Annotated in this window: 18 protein-coding genes; 4 read left to right on the top strand and 14 right to left on the bottom strand. The window is 43.0% G+C overall.

The annotated features are described in order from the left end of the window. Positions 1-212 precede the first annotated feature (212 nt). Together HQR03_RS09795 and HQR03_RS09800 are read left to right on the top strand one after the other, a co-directional pair. The gene (locus tag HQR03_RS09795; RefSeq protein ID WP_173240044.1) at positions 213-437 is read left to right on the top strand and encodes a hypothetical protein; all 225 of its coding nucleotides are present in this window, start codon (positions 213-215) and stop codon (positions 435-437) included. A 347-nt stretch (positions 438-784) separates the two neighbouring features. Next, positions 785-1228, top strand: a complete 444-nt coding sequence (locus HQR03_RS09800) for a PACE efflux transporter (protein WP_173240045.1) — start codon at positions 785-787, stop codon at positions 1226-1228. A 116-nt stretch (positions 1229-1344) separates the two neighbouring features. Here the strand turns inward: HQR03_RS09800 and HQR03_RS09805 are convergent, their stop codons facing one another. Then, the gene (locus HQR03_RS09805; RefSeq protein WP_173240046.1) at positions 1345-2142 is read right to left on the bottom strand and encodes an enoyl-CoA hydratase/isomerase family protein; all 798 of its coding nucleotides are present in this window, start codon (positions 2140-2142) and stop codon (positions 1345-1347) included. Positions 2143-2494: 352 nt separating this feature from the next. Between HQR03_RS09805 and HQR03_RS09810 the strand changes: the two genes are divergently transcribed. Next, positions 2495-3310 (top strand): alpha/beta fold hydrolase, encoded by an 816-nt coding sequence (locus HQR03_RS09810; RefSeq protein WP_101211511.1) that lies wholly within the window; start codon positions 2495-2497, stop codon positions 3308-3310. A gap of 366 nt (positions 3311-3676) precedes the next feature. On the opposite strand, the gene HQR03_RS09815 is transcribed toward HQR03_RS09810, so the two are convergent. The 7 genes from HQR03_RS09815 to HQR03_RS09845 all read right to left on the bottom strand — a co-directional run bounded on the left by HQR03_RS09815 (position 3677) and on the right by HQR03_RS09845 (position 12199). Then, positions 3677-4777, bottom strand: coding sequence for an HpcH/HpaI aldolase/citrate lyase family protein (locus tag HQR03_RS09815; RefSeq protein WP_025650984.1), 1101 nt, complete (start codon positions 4775-4777; stop codon positions 3677-3679). An 84-nt stretch (positions 4778-4861) separates the two neighbouring features. After that, entirely contained in the window at positions 4862-6061 is a 1200-nt protein-coding gene (locus HQR03_RS09820) for a cysteine protease StiP domain-containing protein (RefSeq protein WP_173240047.1), read from the bottom strand. Positions 6062-6139: 78 nt separating this feature from the next. Continuing rightward, positions 6140-6958, bottom strand: a complete 819-nt coding sequence (locus tag HQR03_RS09825; protein WP_173240048.1) for an HAD hydrolase family protein — start codon at positions 6956-6958, stop codon at positions 6140-6142. A 53-nt stretch (positions 6959-7011) separates the two neighbouring features. Next, complete coding sequence (locus tag HQR03_RS09830) at positions 7012-8277, bottom strand: phosphoribosyltransferase domain-containing protein (protein WP_173240078.1); 1266 nt, start codon at positions 8275-8277, stop codon at positions 7012-7014. A gap of 28 nt (positions 8278-8305) precedes the next feature. Continuing rightward, positions 8306-9670: an NYN domain-containing protein gene (locus HQR03_RS09835; RefSeq protein ID WP_173240049.1), complete on the bottom strand. Its 1365-nt coding sequence runs from the start codon at positions 9668-9670 to the stop codon at positions 8306-8308. Between the two features lie 81 nt (positions 9671-9751). Beyond that, entirely contained in the window at positions 9752-10984 is a 1233-nt protein-coding gene (locus HQR03_RS09840) for a S1 family peptidase (RefSeq protein ID WP_025650989.1), read from the bottom strand. Between the two features lie 63 nt (positions 10985-11047). After that, positions 11048-12199 (bottom strand): ATP-grasp domain-containing protein, encoded by a 1152-nt coding sequence (locus HQR03_RS09845; protein WP_173240050.1) that lies wholly within the window; start codon positions 12197-12199, stop codon positions 11048-11050. A gap of 436 nt (positions 12200-12635) precedes the next feature. On the opposite strand from HQR03_RS09845, the gene HQR03_RS09850 reads away from it, so the two are divergent. Beyond that, positions 12636-13910, top strand: a complete 1275-nt coding sequence (locus HQR03_RS09850) for a TerD family protein (RefSeq protein ID WP_101210981.1) — start codon at positions 12636-12638, stop codon at positions 13908-13910. Positions 13911-14038: 128 nt separating this feature from the next. On the opposite strand, the gene HQR03_RS09855 is transcribed toward HQR03_RS09850, so the two are convergent. The 6 genes from HQR03_RS09855 to rlmKL form a co-directional block, all read right to left on the bottom strand. Continuing rightward, the gene (locus HQR03_RS09855; RefSeq protein WP_025650992.1) at positions 14039-14647 is read right to left on the bottom strand and encodes a TerD family protein; all 609 of its coding nucleotides are present in this window, start codon (positions 14645-14647) and stop codon (positions 14039-14041) included. Positions 14648-14836: 189 nt separating this feature from the next. Then, on the bottom strand, positions 14837-15589 hold the full coding sequence (locus tag HQR03_RS09860) for a TIGR00266 family protein (RefSeq protein WP_173240051.1): 753 nt from the start codon (positions 15587-15589) through the stop codon (positions 14837-14839). A gap of 196 nt (positions 15590-15785) precedes the next feature. Continuing rightward, a complete protein-coding gene (locus HQR03_RS09865; RefSeq protein WP_025650995.1) occupies positions 15786-16361 on the bottom strand; it encodes a TerD family protein in 576 nt (191 codons plus the stop codon). A 457-nt stretch (positions 16362-16818) separates the two neighbouring features. Continuing rightward, positions 16819-17886 (bottom strand): DUF475 domain-containing protein, encoded by a 1068-nt coding sequence (locus tag HQR03_RS09870; protein WP_101210979.1) that lies wholly within the window; start codon positions 17884-17886, stop codon positions 16819-16821. A gap of 299 nt (positions 17887-18185) precedes the next feature. Further along, a complete protein-coding gene (locus tag HQR03_RS09875) occupies positions 18186-18761 on the bottom strand; it encodes a TerD family protein (protein ID WP_025650997.1) in 576 nt (191 codons plus the stop codon). Positions 18762-19287: 526 nt separating this feature from the next. Next, a complete protein-coding gene (gene rlmKL / locus HQR03_RS09880; protein ID WP_173240052.1) occupies positions 19288-21627 on the bottom strand; it encodes a bifunctional 23S rRNA (guanine(2069)-N(7))-methyltransferase RlmK/23S rRNA (guanine(2445)-N(2))-methyltransferase RlmL in 2340 nt (779 codons plus the stop codon). Between the last annotated feature and the right edge of the window lie 571 nt (positions 21628-22198).

Below are 22198 nucleotides of genomic sequence, written 5' to 3' on the forward strand. Positions count from 1 at the left end.
GTTTACTGAGTATAGTTTGTTTACGTTCTTCACTATAACGTGGCATGTTGTGTCCTTGTTGCCCCCATTTGGATTATTCTTTAGGGGTGACAACTATCCTGCCATAGGGGGAAACTCTCAGAATCAAAACTTCAAAAGATCGTCCCATAAGTCGAGTCTACTTATTTGGATTGTCTAAGACTGCCGCAAGAATGAATGGATATGGTTATTATTTGAAATCTAACAAAATTGCTATAACAAACTGGTCTATGTTTGCAAGGTTAAGAGGTGAGTTAGGTCCAACTGAAAGAGTATTCCATGACTTGCATACTATAATTAAGAAAAAAGAAAATGAGGAATACAAGTCTATACCGATAGAAGTGAATGTTAAAACTAAAAACTACATATTTGAATTCAAAGATTTGTGGAGCAAACCAGAAATTGAAACTGGCATTTAACAATATAGCTATCATATTACAAGTAAAAATTTAATTTATAATAAAAGCAGGTACGCGCTTGCTAGTGCGAACACTATCATACGATATAAAGAGTGAGCATGGGTTAAATGAGTTTGGGTATGCATAATATGAGCCGCGTCGGTATTGCTGTATGTTCTCAGAAAGTTGAGACCCCGGCAACCACGAACACGAATCGGTTTAACCCTTTCTAATAACATTATCTTATGTATAATAGAAATGCAGGCGGAAACCGTGGCTCTGCACTTTTTTCTCCTTTTTTCTCTCGGGACGGACCGATACTTTGATAGGCACTTTTTTGTTTACGCTCAAGTGCTTTGGAGTCTTGGTTGATTACTTTATCCCCACTCAAACGTCGTATCCTCTATGTGACTGTCTTTGAGCTTATTGCTATTATTTCTTCTACTTTTATATTGATGAAACTAAGCGGTGGTGAAGCGGCAGAGTCTTTACCAGTCGCTGTCATGGTGTCATTTGCCGCTGTCGTCTGGAACTTTTTATACAATACTGTTTTTGAAGCGTGGGAACGTCGCAAGCAGGTGACAAAGCGCACGTTATTGATACGCAGTGTGCATGCATTTGTTTTTGAAGGCGGCTTGGTGCTGATTTGCTTACCAATTTATATGATTTGGTACGATGTTGGTCTAATAAAAGCCTTTATGCTGGAAGCCGCGCTGCTGTTATTCTTCTTGGTTTATACCTTCGTTTTTACCTTAGGTTTTGACAAGATATTTACCTTACCGCATCACTATAAAACAGCCTCTGCTCCTTAATGATTAATGCTATTAATAACAACGATATTGACGGTTATCTATGTGATTTTACCCAAAAAAAGCTGCCTAATGGCAGCCTTTTTGATGATAGTGCATAACAGAATATTATAAGGCTTTTATTTACCCTGATAAACGGGCTTACGTTTTTCCATAAAAGCGGTAATACCTTCTTTAAAGTCATCGGTAACAGCCATCATGTTTTGTTGTTCAACTTCCATATCAAGCGCTTCATTAAGACCAGAAAAGGCATGGACATTAATCATATGCTTCATTGAAGCAAGCGCTTTACCCGGTAAGTTGCTTAGGCGCGTCGCTAATGCCTGTACAGTGGCATCTAGCTCGTCCGCACTAACGACGTTATTTACTAGATTTAGACGTGCGACATCGTCCGCTTTGAGCTTATCACCAAGCATAACGAGCTCAGTGGTTTTGGCAGCACCAATCAATTGATTGAGTAAATAAATACCACCAGCATCGGGAATCAGACCAATATTAACAAAGGCTTGCACAAACTTTGCATTGTCAGCGGCGATACGGAAATCACAAGTCAGTGCTAGATTCATGCCTGCACCAGCGACTGCACCTTCCAATTTAGCAATAATTGGCTTATGGATATTACGTAGCTTTAAGCTCACTTCCGCGACTTCACGTAGCATAAAATCAAGCTTTGCGACCAATGCCTCAGACTCCATACCGTTCTCTAGCATTTCACCGATATGACCGCCACTAGAGAAATTTTGACCGCTGCCTTGCAAGACAATCGCACGTACGTCTGCATCGCTATCTGCTTTATCAAGCGCATCCATAATGGCGTTTTTTAATGGCGTGCTAAAGGCATTCAGCGTTTTTGGATCGTTCATAGTAATGGTGGCAATGTGGTTTTCGCTTTGGTACTCGACGAGAGACGGTGACATCTTGGCTTTCCTTAGTTAAATTAGTTAGGTAATAGGCGATTCAAAATAAAGGCTGAGCAGGTTTTGTAACAAATCATTCACTATTGATTACTATAGCAGCTTGCTATGATTATAAAAGCAAGTTTTGTGGGCGCTTAGGACAAATCGCCAGTGTGGTTTAATCTGTCTCGCTGTGTTAATTCCTTAGGATGCACCGATAAAAACGGCTCATTCAGAAATAAGACTGTCAACTGAGTGGCTGGTGAATTATGCTAAAAGATCAGTAGAAGAGGTAAAGCGTTAGAAAGACAGGGCTAAAAAGAAAAAGCAGTCATATGCTTGATTTTTTAATCGATTATACAAGGAAGTTGTTATGCCAACTATTGAAGTCAATAATGCTAATATCAATTACGAAGATAGCGCACCAAACGATACGCAGAAACCTGTCATGGTCTTTGCTCATGGGCTACTTTGGAATACGAGAATCTATGACAAACAAGTCGAGCACTTTCAGGACCGCTATCGCTGCATCGCTTTTGACTTTCGCGGACAAGGCCAGTCGCAAATTACTAAAGACGGCTACGACATGGACACCTTGGCAGATGATGCTATTGCTCTCCTAGCAGCGCTCGATATAGACAGCTGCCATTATGTCGGACTATCGATGGGCGGCTTCGTTGGACAACGCATCGCTATTAGAAGACCAGAGCTGCTAAAATCCTTGACCCTAATAGACACTTCGGCTGATGCGGAAGACCCTGACAATATTCCCGGCTACAAAAAGCTCATGACGGCTATTCGCTGGTTGGGGATGAAAAGGGTGAGTAAAAAAGTCATGCCTATTATGTTTGGTAGTACTTTTTTAGAAGATAAATCGCGTAAAGCGGATCAAAAAGAATGGTTGGCAATGCTCAATGGTAATCGCAAAGGTGGGGTCGTCAAAGCCACGATGGGAGTCATCGAACGCGACGCTATTTATGATCAAATCGATCGCATCACGACGCCTACTCTAATCATCGTGGGCGATGAGGATGTCGCCACTCCTTATGCCAAAGCTGAGCGTATGCACTTCGCCATCGATGGCTCTAAGCTTGCAATAATCAAAGGCTCTGGACATACTTCGACGGTAGAAGAGCCTGAACAGGTCAATAAAGTGCTGAGTCAATTTTTGACGAGCTGTGTATCATAAGTATGACTAGGGCGTGTCCTCAATTCAATTGATCATATCTAAACGGGCTAAAAATGGCTAAATTTTGCCAAACATCGTTAAATAGCTGGTTAATATCCCGATATTATCTGCGTTATTTTCCTTGTTTGACTGCAATTTATCTCATTTTTATCACCATTTTTAAAATGAGGACACGCCCTAATTAGGGCATGCCCCTATATAGTCATTCCACTATAAAAATATTACTGCGTTGACCTCGCTTGAAGTATCACCTATACATCTACACTCGGTTGCCTTGTACTACTTTTAAATTGAATCGACTATACTAAAAAGACGCCATTATCATTGCTATGATAACGGCGTCTTTGGTTTTGGTATAAGAGGTGCTTACAATCGTGATGTATAGTCACTATTGCCGTCATCGATAGTGCCAAAGGCATCGGCACGATTGACGATTTCGGTCGCCCATGCGCGATGTGTGGCAGGCTCTAGCATCGTATTATTATATTTAAATACCGCTTTGGCTTCGCTATGTAATATGGCTTGCGCCTCATCTAATGTGCTCATTGGCACGCAGTAGGCTTGCTGAACTAAAGCGATTTGGCTAGGATGAATAACTGTTTTGCCGACTAAGCCCAAACTGACGTCGCGAGTCAGCTCTTGCATAAACAGCGTTGGCTGATCTAAATACTCAAAGACCGGTGCGGTGAGATAAAAGCCGTGCGGCACAAAGCAGCCGAGCAGCTGATAAGCAAGCGTGCCGATAGGGGTATCATAGACGATACTGTTCTTCGGACGGCGCAGACGCAGCGCGGCAAACAGATCATTGCCGCCGATGCGCAGCGCAAAGACTGGCTGGCTAAAAGCTTCTTTAAAACCAATGGCCAGTTCTTGATTGTGATGTGGGTTAAATAATGCTGCGGTCTCAAGCGTCGGCATTAATAAATGATCGATGCTGAGATTCTGGCAGGCCATGCGCCAATTGGATAAGCTATACATATCGACTTTGGGCATGACGAAGCCGTCGATGAGATCGATATGAGCGTAGTCTGCCAGTTGTTGCAGCATCATCGGATTGCGCGGACGTATAAAGACCAAGGGCCGCGTGGGATGCTGGTTTTTTTGCTCTGATTGCTGATTCGATTGCTGATTCGATTGAAAGCCAGATTCTCTTGACGGATCATTGATACTATCGACGTGTATCGCCCAAGTATGAAGCAGGGTTTGCAGCCGTGTCAGCGCCAGCTCGACATCATTGTGGCTAACGGCATCTTCTAAGCAGATGATAATGCTATTAATCGTTGGTAATTTATCGCGCTTGATGACTTGCCAGATATCTTGGCGAGTAGCAGGCATATAAAGGCTTGCACCCAGCTGATACGGATGATGGGTATTGGGCCTAACCATCGCATGACGCTCAGTGATGAGATGCGCATAAGACTGGGTATGGCTATAAATGTTTGATTCGTTATTTGGCATATCTGGCATAATCGGCATCGTAAATAGTGATAAATTGAATGGTCGTAAAGGGTTATAAAAGACAGAACGTATGAATTGATCAGCAATAATAGCTTAGCTGTCTTTGCTACGCTGCTTGATCAGCGTGATGGCTTGATAGGGTAGTATTTTAGCACCTAATACCTTGATATTGATATTTCGTTCGGTACATAAATGGCGCAATAATACGGTATCGGGATGATCAGCAGTGGCCAGTAGAATGCGCTCGGGATCGCGGCGTAATATGGCGCGTGTCGCCTCTGCAATCGTCGGCTTAATGCGGTTACGATTGGTGATTTGATAGGTTTTTGCCAATTCATTAATTAAATCAGCAGTCTGATAGCGTGGTTGTTTAAAAGTTGGCAAACGTTGCAAAGGTATCGTTAATGCACGTCGTGCAGTATCGATGTGATCGATAAACGCCAAGCTATGATCTGCCTCTACTAAATTATCATAAAAAACACTGCGATGTAGACCTGATTGCGGCTCAGTATAAAGACTACGTGAAATCAGTCCCGACACCGTGCTATTTAATAAACCTGATGGGATCAACCAGTCTTCTTCACTAGCAGCTAGCCATGCTACGCCCGCTGGATCAGCAAGTGTCAGTAGCGGGATGGCGTCTTTTCCTTGATGAAAAATATTGGCAAAATTGGGATGGCTAGGGTCACTAAAGACTTCTAAGCTATGAGCAAGCTCTTGATAGATGGCACCTTTACCTGTCCAGCCATCAACGAATACGATGGGGCTGTCTGGGTAAGCGTCCAATATCATCTGTAAAGCGACTGGATCAAGACCGCGGTCACGAATGATACTAATACCGTAATGCACACTTGGCAAGTTATAGTCGCTATCGGTATCTGACCTTTCATTATCTGACCCTTTCTTATCTGATAAGGCACGCTGCAATAACACGCCAACTGGTAAACCTGCTCGTACTAAGCTGACCAATACTAATGGGCGCTCAGCACTAACCGTTTGCTCGAAAGTATGGTGTAACGTATGCGCTAAATTAGCGATATCAGTCGCGGTTCTATTTGTACCTTGCTCTAATGCCTGCGCGTATAATTGCTCGTGCATCGCCGTTGGTGCGGTCTCTAAGGTCAGCATGTCTGAATAATGCCGTTGACCGCTTTGAATCAGTGCTTCTTTTTGGCTGACTGGCACGTCTGCAACCGCGTCTTTATCAACGATATCGAGTAGCACTGTTACATCGCTGGCAAGGTAACTGCCTGAGCCGTATTTATCGAGTTTTTGAATATTGGGAGTGGTCATAGGAGGTTTTTTACTCGTATAAGCTGCTGTCGTTATTATAATTATTGATATTTAAGAGTTGTTAAGAGCTGAGAATTACTAAGAACTAAGATTGTCGTGCAGTTGACCATGATTGGGCATGCCATACCAGTCTAGCAGTTGCAGAAACGGCAAATCTGCCAGGCTGTCACCAAAGCCAAAACTTGGGCGCTGACTGTCTAAATGATGGTCTAATAAAAACTGTACCGCATGATGCTTATGAACCGCATGTGGCAGTATCGCTAGATTGTTAGCGTTAACATGGACATAGAAATCCTGATCAAAATCACGTATTAGATTAGGTAACTGTGCAGCTAATTCTGCCAATGCTTGATGATCTTTTTGCGCGTGTTTAATAGCCAGATAAATGGTCAATTCTTCATTAACAGAACCATTATTAAAACTATCAATATGCGGTGTAAATACTAGCTGACTGTTATCGTTTCTACTGTGACTCGCGAATAATTGGCTCAGTTGGTTAAGTTTGTCTTGCAAAGGACTCAACTGTTCATACATACGCTGTTGCCATGCGCTTAACAGCTCGCCATTAGCTGTCAAAATAATTGCACCGTGAGTCAAAACTTGCCAACTGTCAAAAGGCAGCTTTACACGTTTGATTTCGCTACGGTCGCGTGCCGTCACTACGATTAGATCAGTGCTTACAAGTAGCCAGTTAAAAAATGTGGCTTGGCGCTGACTCATAAAACTTAATGGCTCGCCTTGTTTGTTAACGGTTGCGCAAATCAAGTTTTTAGCTTCAGTAGTGGGTAATTTCCACGCATCAATTTTACGCTGGGTTTGAAATAGGGTATCGTCTAGATCCATTAGCGCGTAAGGTTTGATAATGTTGGAGTCGCTCTTGAAGAATGGGATGGTCATAAAAGTGTCCGTAGTAATAGATTTGAAAATCAAATAGTGGCTTAGAGGCTAAGTTAAATCGAAGGACTCACCACCAATACATTATCCAAACCTTTCCACATGTCATCAACGCTATCCGCTGATGTTTCAACGCACAAAACAATTAAGTCCCAATCGTTAGGCTCAACATTATAAGCAAAGTTGGTCATACCAAGCCCATAGTTATCGCTAAAACTTAGCATAGTGATAATTGCGCCACCAAGGGCGATCGGTGAACGTGTTAACGCACTAAAATTAACGGTAGCATTTTGAGTTTGCGTCTCAAGCCATTCCGCCAATAAAAACGGCAACCACACAAACTCATTACTACCCAATACTAAAATCCGCTCAGGTAATTGCTTTTTATCAAACGGTGCTTGCTCACTAAAACGCGTAAATGCGGATTGAAACTTCGCCAAATAATTACCAAATCCATCTGTGCTATCTAGCGTTGGGAAGCGTCCCCAATTACCAGTATTGCCTAGTGGTTGACTGCCAGCCTCAGTCGTATCGACCGACGGCATAGTAATCGGCTCAGGGTTGGGCGCATCCGCCCATTGCCACGCACCAGATAATAGGTGATGACGATGAAAGTCAATGTTAGGCAAACGTGCAGATATATTGTCGTCTACGTCAGATTGAGCTTGGTTCTGATTTAGAGACCAATCAACCAAAGTGGTCAGATGTACTTGCTCTAATTGATCAAGCCCTGCGTTACGTAAGGCCGTGACGACATTGACGCAAGTATTGCCCGTTGATGCTTCGTCATCAACCATAATCAATGTTTTGCTCGCTAGTAGCTGTGCTTGGATAGCTTTATCTGCACTTTGATAAATCAGATGCTGGCTAGCGTGACTGTGATCTTCGCTAAAAGTCGTTAGCAAGGTTTCAGAATTATCGTCGTTATGTTGTGCGTGACGGGTAGAGTTCAGTAGTAAGGCATTGGGATAACGCGTTTGTAGCGCTTGATGCACCCCAGCAGATAACCCAACGGCAGTCTCTGCCATACCGATGACCAAAATTGGCTCGGGCAAATCGCTCGGCACTAGGCTTGCCAAATCAGTAAAAGCATGTCGCATGGTGTTAGGGGCGACTGGAATATGGCGACCTAAGACTTTTGACACAAACAAAAATGCGCGTTTAGGATTAATGCGCTGCGCAAAGCCAAGCAAGTCTTCTAATTGATAACTGTCACTTTTTTCTAAGTCATTATTATGAGTTGCAGAATTAGTCTGATAGGTGAGATCAAGGGTACCGCGTGGTAGGGTGATGCTGCGTTTATACATAGTATTAGATATCATGGTATTAAGTATTGTGTTATTTTTAAGATCAGTCATCGCTTATTTCTATCCCATATTTTTCACAAAGATAACGTAGGTCGCCATCTATATTTTGATGCCTTGGCATAAATTGCCATTGTTTGCCTGCTCGGTTTAATGTAAATAGAATCAAACTTTTGCCTGACTTATCTTTTATGTCAAATTCACCTGAAAATAATAATGCATTCTGTTGCTTGTCAAGGATGCTCAGCTGAATAGGTGTTTGTGGAGGATCAGTCGCTAAGTTCTCAAGCTCACTTGATAAAGCAAAGTTAAGTTGTTCAATATTGGCAGGCTGAAGGTTTAGATCACAACTAAATTCAGATATGGATTTCTCAGATTCAAGTTGTTGATCCAGTTCGACTGCACCATCTTCACTATGGGTCTGTCCGTAAAATATCATGTCTTCATCGCCACGTACTTTTGCAGTGGCATCTACTCTAAACAATACAGCATTGATAGTAGGTGCCGTTGTTATTTTGACAATAATGAGTGCAGCGGCAAAGAGGTTGGATGCTGATTTAGAAATTTGTTTTTTATGAATGGTATTATTAGTTTGTAAGTCTAACGCTGATTTACTGTTAGTCATCACAGAAGATGGTGTAGTTTTTTTACTTTTTAATTTAATTAACATAACCTTATTTTCACGGCGCACATCGTATAGACGTAGTGTCGTAATAAGATCAGAGAATTTTTTATAGCCATATTTATCTAGTTTGATATTTTCATGGTTTTTATGAATTTGGCTAGCAATATAAGATAGGTTTGACCAACCATCTTTAGCATTAGGATTTTCATTGATTAGTTTATTTATTACGCCAATAAGATGATTTTGGGTATGTAATTGCTTAGTCGTCCAACGTTCTGATGCAATGTTTGAAGATGGGGTATCATTCTTATTCGGTGTAGGACTGACTGTAATGGAGTCGTTTTTAGCAGTTAATAAATCCTCTACATAAAAGAATTTATCACAAGCCTGTGAAAACGCGCTAACCGTATTACGCTTTCCAAAGCCAAATACTTTTACATGGTTTTTGCGGATACGTAGCGCTAATGAAGTAAAATCACTATCACTTGAGATCAAACAAAACCCATCGTAATTATCACTGTATAGCAAGTCCATTGCTTCTATAACCATGCCGATATCAGTGGCGTTTTTGCCTTTCACATAAGCGAAATGTTGCATAGGGTCGATGGCGTATTTAAGCAATGCTTCTTGCCAACTCTGGATATGCGCATTGCCCCAGTCGCCATAGATTTTTTTACAAGTGACATGTCCAATATTCTCTATCTCTTGCAGAATATGACCAATATTTTTTGCTGAGGCGTTATCGGCATCAATAAGTACGGCTATACTTTTGAGTTTAGCAGTCATCTATTTTCCTTAACACACTTTGTTAAAGTGGCTATTTTTATATTAACTTGATTTTATATTAACTTGCGTTGCTTAGATATTTTAACCCTGACAGCCGACCAGCCAAAGCGATCCGCGACTTTGTTTACTAAGCTGCGGGGTAGTCAGTGCAGCAGTTGTAGAGCTAGATGTGGTAGACGAGCTAGCCAAACTAATGCCAGCGCTCGCGAGTAGGGCAGATAATAACTGGAACTTCACCGCATAATTCATGTTTTGCGCATGCTCATGGACGAGGCTAGCAGTCACCATGCCGATGACTTCACCTGTCGGCAAGAGCAGCGGACTGCCACTAGAGCCGGGCTGAATCGGTGCGGTAAATTGCATATAACGAATATCATCACTTAAGCCTGTTAATCCTGAGATACAGCCTTGTGTGACTTGTAGCTGGCTACTGAGTCCTGATAGCGGAAAGCCCAAAGTGGTAATGGTCTCGCCCAAGATATCCGAACACTGCTGCGCTAATGGTAGGTGGCAAGCCAAAGGCTCGTTTACTCTGATAATGGCAGAATCGCTACCGATATCACTAAGTACCACTTGCGCCTCACGGTCAGGCTGGCCCTGCTGGCGCACACCAATCATCGCCGCCGACTCAATGACATGATAGCAAGTCAATAGATGATAAGGGTCAATAGCAAAAGCCGTGCCTGTCCATGTTTCACCAGCTTGGACTTGGCGGGGCGGGCGAGAGTCGCTATCTGGGTAACCACGCTGCTGCTGCTGCGCCGCTTGAATGAGTGCATGAGTATCTGGCGGACGAATATCAAGACTGACTTGCACTCGTTGCTCAAGGCTTGTCAGTCCTTGGGTCGAGCTTTCACCAAGAGCGCGACATTTAAACTGCCCATTACGCTTGTAAATCTCAAAAACAATAGCGGCTTTGACATGGCGCTCGCTTGCTATGAAGTCATAGTGAATAGCACCATTGTTTAAAGTTAGGCTTATATTTTTTAATTCGACAGCGGGCAAATTAAGTGTCGGCTCCTGATAAGTATAAGCGATTAGTTGTAAGAAGCTCACCCCTTGCGTGTCAAATAACGTGAGTAAATCCAGCTGCCATTCGCTGGGACTGTCATCATCGTCTAGCTTTGCCCAGTCTTTAGGCTCATGCAAATAGGCGGGGCTACAGACTGCCTTGCGCTGCTCATTTAAAGGTAGCCATAATAGTCCAAGCTGCTGCCCAAACCTAAGCGAATTTGAGGTCGTAAAAGCAACAATACAGCGCTCTTGAGTGATCACCGTGTTTGCGCCTAATACTAATGTGGTCTGTGCTGTCATCACCCGCCCCCTCATTGACTTTATAATGGCTCAGTATATTTTTATTATCCTAAGATATTTTACTTATTCAACGATGTCTTCTTCAATTTTTACACTTACCATCAGCGAGCGCACCTGACAAGGTTTAATTTTTTGAGCAATGTTTGCTAACTGTGGCTTGTCCGTTAAGCCCAGCCAATAGGCAAACCCCAGTTGTGTGAGATCGATCCCGCTATGCGCCGTATAACCGATGCCACCAGAAGGGCGACTGTTAATTTCAAGCACACGGTGCTGACCATCATCATCTGCTTTAGTTTGAACACTGACGATACCATCGCAGCCAAAGACTTTGATTAATGGTATCACCACCTCCATGACGTCCTGCTCGTAACCGACATGCTGGATTTTTCCCGTTTTATGACGAGTAACGGCTGCCAGTACTTCACCATATTCACAGACCACATCGATAGAGTATTCTTGTCCTGATAGATAAGGCATCAGCAGCATAGGAATAGGGCGCTCACGTATCATTTGGCTGTTTGTGTAAGCATTGACAAACTGCGCTGTATTAATTTTTTTCTCTTCGGTAAAGTATAAATGCTCAAAGCTATCGTACTGCTCGCCATTGTCTTTGGCCAAATCAAGCCGCCAAAAGCCTTGTGCAAAAATACCCGTGACCGGTTTGACACATAAAGGCTGATGACCATGCTCGCTAAGTAGGGCCTCAAGCTCAGCAGTATTGTCAAAGCGCCACGCGTCTGCCACTGGAATATCGTGGTGATGACACTGCTGCATAAAGGCAAATTTGTCATCGATACACTCTAGGGCTGCGACGCTGGTTGCTCCTGTTAATAAGCGAATACCAACAGCATCAAATGCTTCACGCTGTGCTTCATAATCGATACCATTACGACCAGTCAATAATACTTTTACATTGTGTTGCTTGGCTTGCTCCAGTACAAACTGCCAACGCGGTGTGACGGGTCCAGATATGACTTGCTCATCGCTGTCGAGCGCCGTTGCAGACGGCTCAATATATACGCTGTCGGCAAATTCAAAAATCTCGGGTCTGTCATGGCGGTGTGAGGCGATGATATTAAAGGGCGAGTGCGTTTGTGCTTTTAGGGCTTGCAAGCTGGCTAACATATCGCGTTGGCTAGACTGACCTTCGGCCAACCAAGCAGCTGGCGTTATAAGGTTGTCATTGGCAAGGCTATCGTTAGCAAGGTTACTCATAATTCTCTCAGCATTATTATCAATGTTATAGATAAGGGTTATAGGTATTGGATAACTGGGTGTGATTGTCGCACGTTTCATATCAAGATGGTCAATACTTATCTGTTGCCAAAAAAGCCACGCTGCGCCGCCGTTGATAGCAAAGTCTATTATATAGAAATGCTACGCTCTAGGGCGTGTCCGCATTTAAAAAATGGCGATAAAAATGAGATAAGTTGTAGTCAGACAAGGAAAACAGCGCAGATGATATCGAGATATTAGTCAACTATTTGATATTGTTTGGCAAGATTTAGCCATTTTTAACCCCTTTAGATGACCATCGATTGAGTTGAGAGCACGCCTTAGTGTGCTGATTAAAAGTCTGGCATTATCCATGCTACTATATAACGATAGTGAACATAAAAAACGCTAATATAATAAATTTAAAGGATATAAGATGAGCCAAACCGAACCACAAAAGCTGATTGCTGGTGCCAATGCGCCACTACCGACTGACAGTATCAGCATCCGAATTTTAAGTCAAAACGCCATCGATTGTGCCGCTTATCGTCTGACTACTGATGGTAAAGTGCGCGGTGATGGCGATATGATATTTTATGGGCAGACGCGTAGTGATGACGGCAATGTCAGCTTCCGAGGTCACGACAGTGATGGGTTTTTCGACATTAATTTAGCAGCGCAACCGGCGAATATTGATAAAATTGCCTTGGCATTTTCTAGTACGCAGACATTGGCGCAAGTTGGCGATGTAGATATCCAAGTATTGCAAGGCAGCCAAGTGCTGATGACTTGTCAGCTTAGTAGTGCTGGGCGTAATGAAAAAGCCATTATTTTAGCAGAATGCTATCGTCGGCAGGGCAGCTGGAAGTTTCGCTTTATTGCCCAAGGTTTTGAAGGTGGCTTAAAGCCTTTGTCCGAACATTTCGGTGTAGAGATTGCCGATGAAGCACCAGCGCAGCCCCCATCTCAAAATAGCAATCAGGCTCAACCTATCAATACTCAACGTCCAATCAATACGCAAAAGGCGGGCAGTGCCACTCAAGCAAGCGCGCCGCCACCGATTCCAGCCAGCCCTTCGATCAACTTGAGCAAAATTACCTTAACCAAAAACCAATCCAGTATCAATCTTAAGAAGCGTGATGACTTTGGCAAAATCTCGGTCAACCTAAACTGGAACCAACGTCCAGATATGGATAAGCAAGCACCGAAAAAAGGCTTGTTAGGTGACCTGTTCAAACAGCATAAAGCGGGCGGTATTGACCTTGACGTCGGGGCAATGATTCATCTAAAAAACGGCGAAAAAACTTTGATTCAAGCCTTGGGCAATCGCTTTGGTAGTTTGCAGTCAGCACCTTACGTCTGTCTGCGTGCTGATGATAGGACAGGACAAGTGAGTGGCGGGGAGTGGCTCGATATCAATGGTCAGCAGTGGTCGCAAATTGAGGAAGTATTTATCTTTGCTTTCATCTACGAAGGTGCGCCGAACTGGGCAAAAACGGATGGGGTAGTGACCATTCATGTGCCCGATCAGTCGCCGATTGAGACGCGTTTAACAGAAGGCACAGGCAACTTGCCAATGTGTGCCATTGCGCGTTTGGTCAACCAACAAGGCAGTATCAATGTTGAACGTATCAATCAATACTTTAAAGGCCATCAAGAAATGGATAAAGCCTTTAATTGGGGCTTTAGCTGGAAACGTGGTAGTAAGTAAGTGCTTGAATAGCATCCATTAATACAAAAAATCAGCCCGTCTATTATTAATAATAGACGGGCTGATTGCTTTTAAGTGTTAACGTTTTAAAGCGTTACAAGTAAAAACTGTTTAGACTTTATAGGCCTTTAAGCATGTGGCGTAATAGCAGGCATCAAATCATGGAAAGTACGACCTGAGGCAGTTTCGCCAATGGCATGCATTTTCCATTCATTGTTATGACGATAGACTTTTGCCATCACCATCGCTGTATGACTGCCTTGCGCTGATAGGTTATAGCGTGCGACCTCTTGGTTATTATTGGCGTTCACGATACGGCAAAAAGCGTTTTCTACTGTTTCAAACGTTTGACCAGTGAAGCTATTGACGGTAAATACCAGCGAGACGACATCAGCAGGGATTCTTGAAAGATCGACGTTGATAACTTCGTCATCGCCATCACCGTCGCCAGTACGGTTGTCGCCTGTGTGGACGATACTGCCATCTTTTGATTTAAGCTGGTTGAACCAAATGGCATCGACTGCTTGTTTATTGGCATCAAACATGATGCACGAAGCGTCTAAATCGATAGAATCGCCGCCGCTGCCACCTCCAAACAACTTGCCTAAGAAGCCCCCTTTTTTCTCTTGCGGTCCTTGTGCTACGTCCCAACCTAAACCCAATTTTACTTGAGTCAGATCGCCACCGGCTTCTTTGCTTAGGGATATCTTTTGTCCCTTTTGTAAACTAACTGCCATGATAAAATCCTTATATCACTCTCAAAAAATACGGTTAGTGGTGTCAAACTAGCTTAGTCTACAGAGCGTAGTACTTGCACTTGTTTTACTTGCTACTCGAATTTTCGTAAATGATATGATAATAATTGTGAGTGGAATACTGCAACGTTCAGTGATATTTTCAGTTGTTCATTTTGGTTAAAAATCGAGCTATAAAATATTATCTAAAAAGCCGCCACCGCCACCACGACCTCCGGAGCTACTGCCCAAGATGCTTTGTAGCCAGCCTTGATAGCTATCACGATTGCGCGAACAGATAATGACTTTACCAGTGCCAGAGAAGTTCAACACCATACCTTCGCCACTGGTGACCGAGTTAATGATGCTGCTCATGATACCTTTCTTCTTGCTGGTTGAGACCGACAGCTTGTACTCAAGATTTGAGTCCCAGCAGACCACATGACCATTATCGATGATGACGTCTTTGTCTGGGGTGACATCAATCTCAAACAACGAGCCAAAGCCAGATACCACGACCTGACCTTGACCTTGCGTCTGCATAACCATAAAGCCACCAGTATCACCAAACACCGCGCCGCCGAGGTTACGCTGAATATTGGCTCTGATATCGACACCCGTTTGTGCAGCGACGAAAGCGCCATCGCTCAAGGTATATTGCTGAGCGCCGCAATCGATAATTTGCATATCACCATCGAGCGTCGGTGCTAGCAAACAATCGCCTTCACCGCCCGTCGCCTCAATCTGCTGCTGAAACAGTGATTCGTCATTAGCAAAGCGGCGCATCAATGACTGCATAAGGCCACCTTGCAGCTTACCTTTTAGCTCAAGGTTAGATTCCATCATGACCATGGCATTGGCTTCACAATAGATCGAGTCACCCTTTTTGAGGTTGCAATGTAAAAAAGGCTCAATGGTACCGATTAAGCTAAATGTTGCGGACATGGGTGCAAATCCTTATTCTAATGCTTTGACATATACTTTGAAATTCGATAGATATTCTTTTGATAAGTTGTTTTTCGATTTTAGAGGAGCCATTAAATTTAAAGCCATCAAATGCTTTAAAAAGGCACACTTGATAGCTTATATAGCGGGCAATCAGCTAGCTGACTGCCACTGTTAACGATCTAAACGATCTAAATTAGACGTTTACGCCATAAGAGGCAGCTAATGGTCCAAGACCACCGCTGAAGCCTTGACCAACGGCGCGGAATTTCCAATCGCCGCTATGACGATACAATTCGCCAAAGATCATCGCTGTTTCAGTGCTACCGTCTTCTGATAGGTCATAACGAGCGATTTCAGTATCGCCATTGTCGTTTACGACACGGATATAAGCTTCGCCTACTTGACCGAAGTTTTGGTTACGGCTTTGACCTTCATAAATGATGGCGCAAATAGCAACTTTGCTGACGTCAGCTGGGATGCTAGCAAGGTTGATTTTGATTTTTTCATCATCGCCATCACCTTCACCAGTGCGGTTATCGCCAGTATGCTCGACCGCGCCATTGTCTGACTTTAGATTGTTAAAAAAGATAAAATCTTGATCGTTACGTACTTTGCCGGCTTCATTGACCAAAAAGCCAATCGCGTCTAAGTCAAACTCTTGACCGTCAGTGGCGCGTGGATCCCAGCCAAGACCGACCGTAATATTGGTTAAACCAGGCGCTTCTTTTGATAAGTTTACGTTGCCGCCTTTCGTTAAGCTAATAGCCATATAGATATCCTTTAGATTAATAATTAAGTGGATTGGGTTTTCGAAAGAATGAATTAAAAATTATGCAGTTGTGGTAGTGTTGGTATAAAAGTTAAATGAATATACCTGTATGCCACGTCCTGCATATCATTACGTTTTACTATACTAAGCGAGTGCTCACTAAGCAAGGTCTATTTTGTGCGCTTACTAGATGGTTACTAAGGGACATATCAGTGCTGTAACTCTGATACTTTTTAACAAACTGAGCAACAGTGGTTAAGATATTGTTATCGCAAAGTATTTTACCAATCGCCAGTAATTAACCAAAGAGCAGGGCGATAAACAGCTAAAATACTTTGTAAAAGTTGCATGCCGTAAATAAAAAATGCTCATAAACGAAAACAGGTTATACCAACTTTTTGGTATAACCTGTCATTAAAACAATATGATGCTTACTACGCTTCAAACTTGCAGTTTATCAGCTAATCGATTTTGCTTCTTGCTTGCGATAATTGAGTGAGGCCACGAACGCCCAACCAATAAAGGCAATACCAATCAGACCAGTGATAATTTCTGGCACATGGAATTTCACTGACAATAGCATGATAATCGCTAAAGCACCGATAGCATAATGCGCGCCATGCTCAAGGTAAACAAACTCATCAAGCGTGCCTTTATCGACTAAGAATATCGTCATCGAACGCACAAACATCGCACCGATTGCTAGACCCAGCATAATAACGATAACGTCATTGGTAATCGCAAATGCGCCAATCACGCCATCGAAACTGAATGAAGCATCAAGAACTTCTAGATATAAGAAGCCGATAATACCGCCTTTCATAATCGCGCTGGTCGCCGCAGCGCCCGAGCCATTTTCTTCATTTTCTAAATCTGCTTCAAGGTCACCTTCAAGCATACCCGAAACCACTTGTACGCCAAGGTATACCAAGATACCCCATACGCCTGCAATCAATACCGCTGCTGACTGCTCAGGGTTAGCAAATGATACCGCAATCATCAACACGATAAGCGCCACAAACACACTCATGGCATCGACTTTACCCAGTTTTGCCAAACGGCTCTCAAGCCAATCAAACCAATGTACTTCTTTATCGTCAAAGATAAAGTTCAAGAACACCAGTAATAAGAAGATACCACCAAATGCTGAGATTTCAGCATGATGCGCCAATAATCTGGCTGAATATTCTTTAGGATCGTTTAACGCTAGGTCGACCACTTGCATAATACCCAAGTCAGCAGTAACCGCAACGATAACGATAGGGAATACCAAGCGCATACCAAATACAGCAACTAAAATACCAACCGTTAAAAATATCTTTTTCCAAAACTCATCCCAGCCTTTGAGGACTGAGGCGTTGACCACCGCATTATCAAATGATAATGAAATCTCCATGACGGCCAAAATAGCAGTAATAGATAGGGTGGTTATCAAGCCGCCCATACCACCATGTGAATATCCCCACCACGCCGCGACCGCTAAGGCAATGGCCGTGAAGATAAAGTCTAAATAAAAATGTCTCATGACACATCCTGTCTGGTTGCGTAAAGCTAAGGTCGGTCTATTATAGACTCAAACCACAAAAAAAGTGGCTATTGCTAACCACTTCTTAGTGCATAATTTTAAACGAAACATAAAGCATTATTGGTCGTTTGGCTATCAATAATTGTGGCTATTTTGCAACTAAAAGTACGTTGTAAAGTTACTCGATAATTCGCCCATAAAATTATTTTGTATAACTGGCTAATAAAGCTGCTTTAAACGCTGGTTTTAGTCGTGCTAATCATCCCAACCATGATGACGATACCAACCTAAATACGGCTTTAGATATCAACGCCGTATTGCTGACACATGGCTTGCAAGCCACCAGAGTAGCCTTGACCAACGGCGCGGAATTTCCACTCACCGTTATGGCGATAGACTTCACCAAATACCATCGCGGTCTCAACAGAGTAATCTTCTGCCAAATCAAAACGTACCACCTCGGTGCCGGTTTCTTCATTAACGACGCGAATAAAAGCGTTGGCTACTTGACCAAAGTTTTGACTGCGAGCCGCTGCATCATGGATAGTGACAGTGACGACGATTTTGTCGACATCAGCAGGTACTTGGGTGAGGTTTACTTTAACGACTTCATCATCACCGTCGCCTTCGCCCGTACGGTTATCACCAGTATGCTCAACCGCGCCATTGTCAGATTTGAGTTGGTTGTAAAAGATAAAGTCATGATCGCCGCGCACTTTGCCTGCGGTGCTAAGCAAAAATACACTGGCATCAAGATCAAACTCAGCACCAGAGGTTGCGCGCTCATCCCAACCAAGACCAATAAGCAACTTGGTTAAATTTGGGTCAGTTTTCGTTAGCGATAAGTTACCGCCTTTATTAAGTGATAAAGCCATGGGGCTGTCCTTGTTATTAGAGTAAATTAAAGTTATTAGAGTAAATTAAACGTTTTTTTTAAAAGTTTGATATTAGGGTTTGTTGAACATTCAAATCTGGCACTGGCAGTGGCTATTTTTTAGACAATACGCAGTGAAATTTTTGACGCCTAGTCATTCTAGGTTAGACAATTTCGCCATGTATTGGCAAAAAATAGCCCTGCCCTGAAAGGCTGATACTGAAATCACCCCAAACGTTGTTGTAAACCTAGCTAAGGTCTCGACATTATCGTCGGTTTACGCCTAGTTTGATAAAGGGTTTGGGACGATTTTAGCAATCAGCAGTCCTAATATTTGAATGTTCAACAAACCCTAATTTTATAGAAGTAAAAGCGTTGCTAGAGTCAGAATTATCCCGAGACCAACGCTTAATCACGCTCTATCATAACAACAAAAAATGACCCAATCAAAGTAGATTGAGTCATTATTGTTTTTAAGTAAAATTTGGTCATTTTACTGAGCGTTAGAAGGGTTGCAAGGCTTTCATTTACCCTTGACGATGACGAATCTCAAAACTTTGATGAATCGGCTTTTTGATATTAAAATCGAAGCCAATGGTTTTTTGTGTGATATCAACGATGTCATAGCGCTCGATTAATTGCTCATCGAGCTCAAAACGGGTAAAGTTGTTTGAGAAATATAAGACGCCATCAGCGGTTAAGCGATTCATCGCGCGATTAATAATAGCAGCATGATCTCGCTGCACATCAAAAGTACCTTGGAACTTTTTCGAGTTTGAAAAGGTCGGTGGATCGATAAAGATAATATCGAATTGCTCGGTATTTTCCTTAATCCACTCAAAGATATCGGCAGCAACGAATTGATATTTATTGCGGCTGACGTCCAAACCGTTGAGCACAAAGTTTTGCTTGCCCCAATCGAGATAGTTCTGTGACAAGTCAACGCTGGTGACTTTTTTGGCACCCGCCAATGCCGCATGCACACTTGCCGTACAGGTATAAGCAAATAAATTCAGTACTGATTTATTACGACTGTTGTCTTTAATCCGTGCGCGCATATTACGATGGTCAATAAACAAACCGGTATCGAGATAATCGGTAAAGTTGACGTAGAAATATGCACCATCTTCGCGAGCGACATGAAACTTGCCGCGCTTTTCTGTGGTGTTCTGTTTGCTATATTGATCATTGCCAGATTGGCGTGCCCGAGTTTTGATAAAGATTTGTTCGCGGTTAATATCGAACACTTCACGAATACCCATCAAAGCTAGATTAAAGCGTTTTTTAGCGGTCTCGGGTGGTATGGTTTTCGGCGGTGCATATTCTTGCACGTGCGCGTAGTCACCATATAAGTCGATAGCCACTTTAAAATCTGGCAGGTCAGCGTCATAGACACGGATATTACTGACATTGTCTTTTTTAGCCAGTTTTTTTAGCTTGGCAAGATTTTTTTGTAGGCGGTTAATAAAGTCTTGACCGTCTTCTACTTCAATCTCACGCTTTTCAAAACGGCTCACAAGATTGCCTGTTTGCCCAGCAATCAACGTGCCATAGCGGAAATAAACGGTAATGGCACCATTATGACAGCGTAAGGTTTTTGGCTCTTTAATCGGCAAGATATCGACTTGCTCGACATGAGAGGCCAATATACCAAGCATCGGATCAATGCCGCTACCGGCAAAGCTGTCTTGCAGAATAAGCCCAATCGCTTGATACAATGGCTTAATCATCTCTTCATCACCCAAACGCTCACCATAAGGTGGGTTGGTGATAATTAGAGGATTGCTCAATCGACCATCATCGACCAACGGCTTTAGCACACTGCTTAGACGGTCAAGTGCGCGTGTTTCGATGTCGAGTAGCGGTAGCAAGTCTTGTAGGCCAGCGGCAATCAGGTTTTTTTCTGTGGCGAGAATCGCGCCACTATCCGCATCATAACCCAAGATTAGTGGTAGGGTATCTGGCTGCTCGTTAGCAATTGCTAAGGCTTCGCGGAAACGTGTTTGGGCATCATCAATCATCTGTTGCCATAACGCATCATCATGATGCTGCCATTGATAAAAGCCAAATTGATTGGCGGCTTTATCAATACCCACTGCGTAATCACAATGCATGAGTAGTGCTTCAATAATAAAGGTGCCTGAGCCACACATTGGATCGATTAACGCATTATAAAAAGGTGCATCGCCAGCGTCGTTCTTCTTATGCCAGCCTGCACTATAGAGCAAAGCTGCTGCCAAGTTTTCTTTGAGGGGCGCTTCGGTCATTGCCACGCGATAACCACGGCGATGCAAGCTAGTACCTGATAAATCTAAATACAATTCGGCTTGCTTGTCATTAACGGTCGCGAAAATAGCAAAATCTGGGTGCTTGCTATCGACGTTAGGGCGGCTGTCATAAACTTCATTAAAGGTATCAGCAATCGCATCTTTGATACGTAGCATGGCAAACTGCTGGCTGACAGCGACGCGTTTGTCGACAGACAGACGAATGGCAAAGGTTTGCTCAAGTTTAAACTGCTCCGTCCAATTGACCGACTTCGCTAAGCCATAAAGCTGCTCTGCCACATCATACTCGGCGTTGATATTTCTGCGTTTAATCAGCATCAATACCCGCGATGCCACTCGCGACCACAGACAAATCGTATAGAGATCACGCAATGTACCCGTAACGGTCAGACGGCCGGTACTTTTGATGTCACTTGCAATACCAAAACTCGTCAGCTCAGTCTGTAGCGGTGCCTCAAGCCCATCGGCACAAGTGATAATCAGCTCAAGTGACAACTCTGCTGAGAGCGCTGGTGAAAGTGCTTCTGACAACGCTGGTGAAGATGCGGCGGCAAGGGCTGGCGCGGTTGTTTCGGTCATACGGATACCTGTGGGCTAAATTGATAAATATTGATAAATAAGGCACATCATAAGATAAGATGTTTAACCGTCAATTTTACCATAATTACGCTATGGATGGTTTAAGTGGCTTTGATTAAAAGATGGTGTTTAAAATTTTGGCGTTAAGGCATTATTAAAATCAGTACTATAGTCAAGGAATTTTAGAATCGCTATAAGGCGACTGACCGCAGATAGTACATCGAGTACATCTAGGGCGGATAACACCGTAGCGGTTTAAAAGTGCTCTGACTATATCTATAGTGAGTGAAAAGTCACACAGATACATCATGCACTGCTGATATCCATTTTTCTTGCTTGCTGTGCCTGCGCCGACAGAGGCTACAAAAAATTGATATCAGCAATACCGTCGTGTTTTTAGGATATTTTGGCTATAGCGTCAGATTAAAAAAATGGCTCATTATTGGTTTTTAATCTAAAGCATGTCCTCATTTTAAAAATGGTAATAAATATGAGATAAATTGCAGTCAAATGAGGAAAATAACACCGCTCAGCAATAGAAATTCTGGTAAAAAATATAAAAAAACTGCAT

The organism is Psychrobacter okhotskensis, assembly GCF_013248965.1.
Lineage (GTDB): Bacteria > Pseudomonadota > Gammaproteobacteria > Pseudomonadales > Moraxellaceae > Psychrobacter > Psychrobacter okhotskensis.